The sequence below is a fragment of the Phenylobacterium sp. genome, assembly GCF_031181185.1.
Lineage (GTDB): Bacteria > Pseudomonadota > Alphaproteobacteria > Caulobacterales > Caulobacteraceae > Phenylobacterium.
Genome location: NZ_JAPSKZ010000339.1, coordinates 1 through 1,575 on the forward strand (window position 1 = coordinate 1; position 1,575 = coordinate 1,575).

The 1,575-nt window shown below is 67.4% G+C and carries 2 protein-coding genes; both read right to left on the minus strand.

The window, feature by feature from the left end; translation table 11 throughout:
• A partial coding sequence (gene rnc / locus RIF93_RS20665; RefSeq protein WP_309093318.1) for a ribonuclease III occupies positions 1-658 on the minus strand: 658 nt, incomplete at its 3' end.
• A complete protein-coding gene (lepB, locus tag RIF93_RS20670; RefSeq protein WP_309093319.1) occupies positions 655-1,431 on the minus strand; it encodes a signal peptidase I in 777 nt (258 codons plus the stop codon). The genes rnc and lepB, both read right to left, overlap by 4 nt.
• Between the last annotated feature and the right edge of the window lie 144 nt (positions 1,432-1,575).

Genomic DNA, 1,575 nt, shown 5'->3' on the forward strand with positions numbered 1-1,575 from the left:
CGGCCTTTTCGGCGGCCTGGCGCGAGCGCCCTTCGCCGCGTTCCGATCCGAAGCCTTCGACCTGCACCTCGACGGTGAAGCAAGGCGCGTGGCTCGGGCCCTCCTGAGAGATGATCTCATAGCTCGGCAACGGCAGGCCCATGCCCTGCACCCACTCCTGCAGTTGGGTCTTGGGGTCCTTGGCTCGGGGCTCGTCGAGCCTGGCGAACTCCTCCTCCCAGAACTTCAGAAAGAACGCGCGAGCCGTCTCCAGGCCCCCGTCGATGTAGAGACCGGCGATCAGAGCTTCGCAGGCGTCGCCCAGCACGGCGTCGGACTTGCGCGCCCCGACCTTGGTGGCCGAGGCCGACATGCGCAGCGCAGCCGGCAGGCCGGCCCGCTTCGCCGCTCGCGCGCAGGCGTGATAGTTGACGAGGCTGGCCAGGAGCCGGCTCATCTCCCCTTCCCGTGCGTCGGGGTCGAGCGCCATCAGCCGCTCGGCCGCGCACAGGTTCAGCACCCGGTCGCCCAGGAACTCCAGCCGCTCGTTGTGGCGCACCTCGCGGGCCCCGTCGCCCACGCTGGCGTGGGTCAGGGCGCGCTCCAGCAGGTCACGATCGGCGAAGACGTAGCCAATCCGCCGTTCGAGCTCCGCGACGGCCGCAGCGCGCGCGCTCAATGCAGGACCTTGAAGAACCGGCTAGGACGGGCATCCAACACCCAGGTCCAGGGCTTGAAGATGGAGGCCTCGGGGTCCCAGGACAGCAGGATGATCTGCGCCTTGCCGACCAGGTTCTCGGCCGGGACGAAGCCGACGCCGCCCGCGCCGGGGGGCACGCGGCTGTCCGAGGAATTGTCCCGGTTGTCGCCCATCATGAAGTAGTAGCCCTCGGGCACCACGAAGACGTCGGTGTTGTCCAGGTCGCCGTCGGTCCCGAAGTCCTGGGTCAGGAAGGCGTGTCCGTTGATGCGCTCGCGGTACTGCGCCACCTCGCGGATGAAGCCGCCCACATCGGTCTTGCCGATCGGCATCTGCTCGCGCGGCACCGGCGCGTCGTTGAGGTAGAGCAGGCCGTCCTTCATCTGGATGCGATCGCCCGGCAGGCCGATCACCCGCTTCACATAGTCCGTGCGGTTGTCGCTGGGCAGCTTGAAGACCACCACGTCGCCACGCTGCGGCGACTTGCCCATGATGCGGCCCTCGAACAGCGGCGGGCTGAACGGGATCGAGTGCTTCGAGTAGCCGTAGCTGAACTTCGAGACGATGATGTAGTCGCCTTCGTACAGGTTCGGCTCCATCGAGGCCGACGGGATGGTGAAGGGCTGGAAGAAGATCACGCGCAGGAACAGCGCGATCAGCAACGCGTAGACCACCGTCTTGATGATCTCGAAGAATTCGTTCGCGGCGCCGGATTTCTCGGGGATCTGCGCGCTCTGCACGTTCTCGCTCATAAACCGTCCCTGGAGGCCCCCCGGCGAACCGGAGCGGAGTGTGGGTTAGACGCTGCATAGCGCGGGAGCAAGCGCCGCGCCCATGAACCTGTTGTCACGGCGGCCCGCCCGGGCGCGGGCAGCTGGAGTTCGGCACGAGAACGA